The organism is Synechococcus sp. PCC 6717 (assembly GCF_022698185.1).
Taxonomy (GTDB): Bacteria; Cyanobacteriota; Cyanobacteriia; order Thermosynechococcales; family Thermosynechococcaceae; genus Thermosynechococcus; species Thermosynechococcus lividus.
Genome location: NZ_JAKLTV010000008.1, coordinates 23866 through 31086 on the forward strand (window position 1 = coordinate 23866; position 7221 = coordinate 31086).

Annotated in this window: 7 protein-coding genes; 2 read left to right on the forward strand and 5 right to left on the reverse strand. The window is 55.2% G+C overall.

The window, feature by feature from the left end:
* Positions 1-54 precede the first annotated feature (54 nt).
* Positions 55-1206, forward strand: coding sequence for an alanine racemase (gene alr / locus L5470_RS06585; RefSeq protein ID WP_099799750.1), 1152 nt, complete (start codon positions 55-57; stop codon positions 1204-1206).
* On the opposite strand, the gene L5470_RS06590 is transcribed toward alr, so the two are convergent.
* From L5470_RS06590 to L5470_RS06610, 5 genes are read right to left on the reverse strand one after another with little or no spacing between them, the layout of a single operon-like run.
* Entirely contained in the window at positions 1203-1889 is a 687-nt protein-coding gene (locus L5470_RS06590; RefSeq protein WP_499498937.1) for a PulJ/GspJ family protein, read from the reverse strand. The two genes, alr and L5470_RS06590, sit on opposite strands and share 4 nt — an antisense overlap.
* Positions 1890-1916: 27 nt before the next feature.
* Positions 1917-2426: a GspH/FimT family pseudopilin gene (locus L5470_RS06595; protein WP_099799749.1), complete on the reverse strand. Its 510-nt coding sequence runs from the start codon at positions 2424-2426 to the stop codon at positions 1917-1919.
* A 33-nt stretch (positions 2427-2459) separates the two neighbouring features.
* Positions 2460-2969 carry a GspH/FimT family pseudopilin gene (locus L5470_RS06600; protein WP_499498939.1) on the reverse strand — a complete coding sequence of 170 codons (510 nt, stop codon included), beginning with the start codon at positions 2967-2969 and terminating at the stop codon, positions 2460-2462.
* Complete coding sequence (locus L5470_RS06605; protein WP_499498941.1) at positions 2947-3741, reverse strand: prepilin-type N-terminal cleavage/methylation domain-containing protein; 795 nt, start codon at positions 3739-3741, stop codon at positions 2947-2949. Before L5470_RS06605 ends, L5470_RS06600 begins: the two co-directional genes overlap by 23 nt.
* 17 nt (positions 3742-3758) lie before the next feature.
* A complete protein-coding gene (locus tag L5470_RS06610; RefSeq protein ID WP_499498943.1) occupies positions 3759-5348 on the reverse strand; it encodes a hypothetical protein in 1590 nt (529 codons plus the stop codon).
* 324 nt (positions 5349-5672) lie between these two features.
* On the opposite strand from L5470_RS06610, the gene L5470_RS06615 reads away from it, so the two are divergent.
* Positions 5673-7019: an NCS2 family permease gene (locus tag L5470_RS06615; RefSeq protein ID WP_499498945.1), complete on the forward strand. Its 1347-nt coding sequence runs from the start codon at positions 5673-5675 to the stop codon at positions 7017-7019.
* The last annotated feature ends 202 nt before the right edge of the window (positions 7020-7221 follow it).

Sequence of the window (7221 nt, forward strand, 5' to 3'; positions counted from 1 at the left end):
AACCATAGGTTATTGACACCAACCCATGGTATAGGGTGTGAGGACAGAAACAGAATGCTAAGTCAAGAGCGGCTCACCAGTTCCCACGAGTGTGAGCGGGCATGGATTGAGATCGACGTGGCCGCATTAGCGGCCAACACCCAGCAATTGCGGCAATGGTTAGACCCCAACACCGGTCTTCTAGCGGTGGTCAAGGCAGATGCCTACGGTCACGGTGCCGTCATTGTGGCACAAACGGTGTTAGCCAACGGTGCAACAGAGTTAGGGGTGGCCACCATCCCCGAAGGAATCGCACTGCGGCAAGCAGGCATTAGCGCCCCCATTTTAGTGCTGGGATCGGTGAACCTGCCGGTACAGGTGCAAATGATGGCGCAGTGGCAGTTGCAGCCCACCCTTTCTACCCCTAAGCAAGCCTTAATTTTCTCAGACTATGCGGATCATTTGCAGGAACCGCTGGATGTGCAATTGATGATTGATACCGGCATGGGACGGCTGGGCTGTTCATGGCAAGATGCCGTGGGATTTGTCCAATTTGTGCAACGGCTGCCCCACCTGCGGATTCAGGGGCTGTACTCCCACTTTGCCAGTGCCGATGATCCCGACCCCACCCTAATGCTGCAACAGCAAGCAGCCTTTGAGCAGGTGCTCAGGGAACTAAAAACCCTAGGCTTAGGGAACGTGCGCTGCCACATAGCCAACTCGGCAGCCACCTTAGGGAACCCCGCTAGCCATTACGATCTTGTGCGGGTGGGGTTAAGCCTATACGGGGTCTATCCCGCAGCGCATCTACGCCAAACCGTATCGTTGCGGCCCGTGATGCAGGTTCGTGCCCGCATCACCCTCATTAAAGAGATTCCTGCTGGGGCAGGCATCAGCTACGGGCATCAGTTCATTGCCCCCAAGCCTATGAAAATTGCCGTTGTTGGCATTGGCTATGCCGACGGTGTGCCTCGGTTGCTCTCCAACCGACTGGAGGTACTCGTACAAGGTAGGCGAGTTCGCCAAGTGGGTGCCATCACGATGGATCAGCTGATGATCGATGTCAGCGATCTTGAGGGGTTGCAGGAAGGAGACATTGTCACCCTCTTGGGGGACGATGGGAACGATTGCCTGACGGTAGATACATGGGCGCAAACCCTTGGCACCATCCCGTGGGAAATTCTCTGCGGCTTTAAGAATCGCTTGCCCCGCATTCCCGTGGACTAGGGAGTAGGAGTAGCTGAGGGAGTAGGAGTAGCTGAGCCAGAGCGCACAGCAGCGAGGGTTTCTGTTTGGTAAATGGTGTTTGTTGGCATGACGAGACCGGCAATGCACAGCTTGACGTTGCGCTGGTGCTGCACAAACACCCGGAAGCCCCCCTTACTCGTGCCACTATCAACGGCTTCCGTGAGGTTGCTGCTGCAATTGGGGCTGGTGTCGGCAATGCCATCAATGAGGGCTTGGGGGTTCCCTTGGGCAACATTCCCTGACCCCTTTTGGCGGTAGAGGATCATCGGGCCGCGCCAATTGATGCCAGAAGTTTTAGCACGGGTGTAGTAGGCCACTTGGGGTGTACTGGCAAGGGTGCCATCCTCTTGCTCTTCGAGGTTATCCGCTGGCTTCTCAATAAACATGACCAAGTTGTAGCCGCTAGGCGTTGTCCAATCCGATGGCGCAGTGGTGGAGACCTTAATAGCAGAGCGGATGTCGTCAGAAATAAAGTCGAGGGCGCGACTGAGGTTCATGCGGGTGGTGGCCTGCTCCTCAACTCGCTGGTTATTTTGCAGCAGTGCCACCATCCCCCAGCCGGCCATAGTGACCGCAATCCCACCGATCAGTGCCGCCACTAACAGTTCGGTGAGCGTAAAGCCAGTGCGAGTGTGGTGCCACCCCTTGATCATCAATTTCATGTGCGTTCTCTGTGCTCCTATGGCTAGTTACGAGGTCCGACAGTTGCTAGATGTATATCCTGTGGTATCGGTAGGCGCATAAATCCCTGTGCGCATGATCCCCAAGCCCGGGGCAATGACCAAACAACGTTGCAGCGTAGGATTGCGATTGAGGGCAATGACCGTGGTTCCACTGGTGCTGGCGCGCCCTTGGAAGCCAAAGCGGACGGTGGCCATCCCTGAACCACGGCGCAAGGTAGTATGCTCAAGCTGCCGTGCGCCCATGGGCAAACAATGGGCAGGGTTACCGCTAATGGTGGGCTGAGACCCTGTGGGAATGGTGACATGGCAGGTTTGGTTACGGCGCATGGCTTCCCGTTGGGCTTCGCGGAGGGCACCTGCCAGTTTTTCTAAGTCTTGGTTAACGCGCTGGGTATCGAGCCAGTACTGAAAGCTGGGCAGCGCCACGGCAATCAAAATTGCAACAACCGCAAAGACCGCTAGCATTTCCACTAGGGTCAGGCCTCGATTTAGCGGACGGCCAGCAAACAGCAGCATTGCACTCCCCTCTTGCAGCCCTATTCTTGAGAATCACCGTTCACGACAGTTCTCAGGGTTGGTGCCGCTGGTATCGGACTCGGCATAGACACCCGTTCGCATTAGCCCCAATCCGGGCGAAATTTGCAGGCAGCGTTGGAGGCTGGGGACTTGGTTCAAGGAAATGACCGCCACGCCATCGGCACCGGAGCGCCCCTGAAACCCAAAGCGCACCGTACCCATCGTGTTGCTGCGTCGCAGGGTCACATTTTCGAGCTGCCGTGGTCCTGTTGGTAAGCATGCTGCGGGGTCACCGGTAATCGTGGGGTTGTTGCCTTCCGGAATGACCACTTCGCAGGCTTGGTTGCGGCGCATGGCTTCCCGTTGGGCTTCGCGGAGGGCACCTTCTAGTTTTTCTAGCTCTTGGTTGACCTGCTGGGTTTGCAGCCAGTACTGAAAACTGGGGGCTGCTACGGTCGCTAAAACGGCAGCCACCGCCATCACAATTAAAATTTCAATCAGGGTAAGCCCCTGCGGGACTCTACGGACAACGGAAAAAGGCATTGGGCACCACCTCGGTTGTGACTTGCGCCACGATATTGTTATTGCTGTCTCGCACAACATAGGCCAGTTCTAGGGTTTGAAACGGGGCAGATGCAAGACGAGTGGCAGTTCGGGACATGCTAAAGGTGTCATTAATAAACGTGCGCGTTCCGGTGGAGGTATTACCACTGCCGCTGCCAAGAGGAGGCAGTAAGCTCTGGAGATAGGCGGCGAAGCCACCTTCGCTCTTTCCTGCGCGGCAGCGGGCATAGACGCGGGTTCCTGCACTCCGATAGGAGGTAATGGTGTTTGCCAGTGTAATTGTTTTCTCAGAAATAGCGGTAATGCGGTTGGTGCCTGCATCAGAGCCAATTAAAATCTCATCCCCCACCCGAAAGCCATCGGTCACCGAGCTCGAGCTCAAGGAGCAGGCTCCGCGAGTCGGATACTCACGATACTCAGGGGGCATGGCTTGATCGTAGTCGCTCTCGTGGGGCTCGATAAAGGCAAGGGTGATGGTGTTGGTATTTTGGGCTGGAGCGGCAAGCTTGCGCTGGGCAAAGCGAGTCTGGCAGAGGTCGTAGGCAACAATTTTAATGTTTTCGAGGTCGTCTTGAATCCAGTTGCTGGCTTCGGCAAAGCGGCGGGCGTTGGACTGGAACAGGGCGGCCACCACCACTGCCTGCATTGCCGCCACGGTAAAGAGGCTAATGACAAGAATTGAGGCGACGACTTCGGCCAATGTAAACCCTTTGCTCAGGAGGGTTCGCTGCCAAGGAGAGGGGCGAGTCATCAACATACATCTCCAACTTAGTACTGCGCAAGGCGGTTCCAGTTACTGGCTTCGGTGGTACGTGCCACCACAATCGAGGAGTTTTGATAGGCTTCACCAAGGTCTTCGGGCAGGCTATCGGGCACGTAAATTTCGGCATTATTGGAGCTGGAGCCGTTCCACTCTTTAGCCCACACCGCACCGACAATATCGGGGCTGCTGCTGCCACCGTTGATGCCCACCTTTGCATCGGGAGCATAGACAAACAGGCTGCCCGCTGTGGAGCCACCACTGAGGGTAAACTGCTGATCGGTTACCGCATTGTTAGGATCCGGTGGGTTGCCGTAGATGCGCAGGCGATCGGGGGTGCCTATGCCGGGAGGTAACTCCATCTTGGCACCCTTGCTGCAGGTGTCGCTATCGGGGGGGCTACAGATATTGCGAATACCGGCTTGACCCTTGAGGGAGATGTTCCCACTGACAAATAGGCGCACTGGCCAGCGGCTGGTGTTAATGGTGAGGTTGTTGTTGCCCTTGAGGTCGATGTTGTTAACCCTGTAGGCGTAGTAAATCCTATCGGGATCTTCCGCAGGCAAGCTGGTATCGACGTAGGGGCGATCGTTGGGGCGCGGCAGGGTCATCTCACCAATATCCCCTAGGTTGTAAGCACCTTCATTGACAGGTGGGTTGCCTGACGGATTCACCGTAGGCGGTGGCGTAGGAAAGGGCGGCAACTCAATTTTATTGACGGCGATGGTGCCGTGGATGATTGAGTTATTAAGGGCACCCACAGCTTGCCTTAAGCCAGCGTTAGTGGGCTGGCCGTTGACGCATTGATCGGCCGGCACTTTACAGTTGTTGGCGTTGGTACAAATGACGTTACCGTTGACGGCGCCAAAGACATCGTTATTCCCTAGGTTAATCCTTTGGGCAAGCAACCCCGGAAAGTTAGCGGGCACATTGCGATCGGTAATCTTCATTTTTTGGAGGACGTAGGCATTGGCGGGGGAGTTGTTGGCCAAGCGGCCTTCAATCAGCAAGTGGCCAGTTTCTGTAGGTTGGTCGTAGAGGTAGGCCAAAATGCGGTAGTTGCCTTGAACGGGGTTGCCAATTTGACCGTTCAGGAGAATGTCTGTGACGTTATTGAGGGTGAAGCAGGGAGGCACGGCATCCCCAAGGCTGGCGGCATTCCATTCGTCGACGGGGGTTGCGTCAATGCCATCGGTGTTGCGTTGCCTGGGATCGGTGTTGGGTTGCCCCACGTTGGGTTGCCCCACTTTGCTGGGATCGACAGCACGGTCAATGAGATAGCGTCGACCGGTGTTGGGGTTGACGGGGTTGTAGGTACGTCGTAAAAGAATTTGATAATTGCCATTGAGAAGGCCAAGGGTGCGTGCCATTCCACCTTCGGCAACAGCAAAGGCCTGTTGGGTTTGCTTTTGTAAACTAGCGGTGCTGACATCGAGTTGCGATCGCGAAATGAGGGTGAGGGCAACCACCATCATAATTAGCCCCATCCCCAGCACTAAGGGTAGGGTAAAGCCGCGCTGGCGGTAGCGTCGCCGATGCCCTGTGGGGGGATGCATCAACCGCCGTGAGAGTGTGCGAAGGAGTTTTTTAATGGTCATTATCGTTACCCTCTTACGCCAACGCTACTGTTCAGTCGTATCCATACCAGCTGTGAGTTGAATCCTGTGATGTGCCTTGAACACAAGTTAACGACCTAACACGATGCTTTTATAATGCCCCACAGGCAGGGTGAACTTAACCAAGCCGATTAAAAAAGCTAGCAGTACGAGAAAGCTAACGGTACGAGTGTGATTTAGCACAGGTTCTCTGAGCTTTACCAAAAGGCTACACTAATTATAACAAAGCCGTTTGCCTACCCCAAAGTTTGCATAACATTGCTTTAGAACTGTTAACTATTCGTCAGGAAGCGTAAGGGGGCAATTGTGCGGGGACTGTGGCAGTTGCGGCTAGATACGTGGTTTCAACTTGAGCGCGCCAAAACAACCCTCTCGACGGAGTTGCTGGCGGGGCTGACAACGTTTTTGACGATGGCCTACATTCTGCCGGTGAATGCCCAAATTCTCTCGAGTGCAATTTTTTTGCAGCAACCCCAAGACTTACGGGGGGAGTTGATTATTGCCACGGCCGTGTCAGCGGCAGTGGGCAGCATTCTAATGGGGCTGTGGGCAAACTATCCAGTGGCGCTGGCGCCGGGAATGGGGATCAATGCCTTTTTTGCCTTTGCGGTGGTGCAACAATTGCAGATTCCTTGGCCGCTGGCGTTGAGTTCGGTTTTGCTTGAGGGGGTAATCTTTATTGTGCTCACCTTGAGTGGGGTGCGATCGCTAGTGGTGAATATGATTCCGGTGTCGCTGAAGGTGGCGATCGCGGSGGGGGTGGGGCTGTTTATTGCCTATATTGGCTTGGCTAATGCCGAAATTATTGTGCCGAATGCGGTCACTAAGACCACCCTGACCCAATTTCATACTTGGCCGCCAATTTTGGGGGCAGTAGGCACGTTGGTGACAGCGATGCTCTGTGCTAGGGAGGTCAAGGGAGCGATTTTTTGGGGGGTWTTGGGAACCGCCGTTGTTGGCTGGATGGTAGGCGCAGCGCCATGGCCGACAGGGCTGGTGGACTGGCCGCGCTGGCCATCTCATTTGTTTGGTCAGGCCGTGGTGGGGTTGGGGTCACTACGTCCCCATCAGGTGAGTTCGTTTTTGTTGGTGACCTTGGTGCTGTTGTTCACCGATTTGTTCGATACGGTGGGCACCTTATCTGCGGTGAGTGTGCAGGCGGGGTTTCTGACTCGTCAAGGGCATCTGCCGCGATCGCTGGGCGCGTTTATGGCGGATGCGGTGGCCACGGTGGTGGGGGCGCTCTTTGGCACCTCCACGGTAACCACCTACATTGAGTCGGCAGCGGGGATTGCCATTGGCGGGCGGACGGGCTTAACGGCCATTGTGGTTGGTGGGTTATTTGTGCTGTCTTTGCTGTTTTTGCCGATCGCCACCGCTATTCCAGCCTTTGCTACTACGCCAGCCTTAGTGTTGGTGGGGGTGTTTATGGTGCGATCGATCAGCGCGATTCCATGGCAAGACTTAACCGAGGCCATTCCAGCCTTTTTGGTAATGCTTGTGATGCCCCTGAGTTATTCCATTAGCGAAGGGTTAGCGGTGGGCTTTATTAGCTACCCTCTCGTGAAGTGGGCCAGCGGCAAAACCAACGAGGTGCACCCAGCCCTCTGGGTGTTGGCTGTTGTTTTTGTGGGGCACTATTTTTGGCGGTGATGCTCTTGCGTTACGCCGCTGATTTGACACTCCCACCACCTAAAGGTGGGGGATTCTTACGCAGTCCATAAACGAACTCATAAAGGCGTTGTCAAGACGCCCCTACACAGTTCCTAGAGGCAAAGCCCCAAGGTTCTGCTTACTTGTAACAACTGTCGCCGATTGGGTTTTTCACCAAGGATGGCGACCAAGTATAGTTTAA

What these genes read in the sequence shown, in the direction of transcription:
- alr (WP_099799750.1), top strand. Translation starts at nt 55, where the DNA reads ATGCTAAGTCAAGAGCGGCTCACCAGTTCCCACGAGTGTGAGCGGGCA.
- L5470_RS06605 (WP_499498941.1), bottom strand. Translation starts at nt 3,741, where the DNA reads ATGACTCGCCCCTCTCCTTGGCAGCGAACCCTCCTGAGCAAAGGGTTT.
- L5470_RS06610 (WP_499498943.1), bottom strand. Translation starts at nt 5,348, where the DNA reads ATGACCATTAAAAAACTCCTTCGCACACTCTCACGGCGGTTGATGCAT.
- L5470_RS06600 (WP_499498939.1), bottom strand. Translation starts at nt 2,969, where the DNA reads ATGCCTTTTTCCGTTGTCCGTAGAGTCCCGCAGGGGCTTACCCTGATT.
- L5470_RS06595 (WP_099799749.1), bottom strand. Translation starts at nt 2,426, where the DNA reads ATGCTGCTGTTTGCTGGCCGTCCGCTAAATCGAGGCCTGACCCTAGTG.
- L5470_RS06590 (WP_499498937.1), bottom strand. Translation starts at nt 1,889, where the DNA reads ATGAAATTGATGATCAAGGGGTGGCACCACACTCGCACTGGCTTTACG.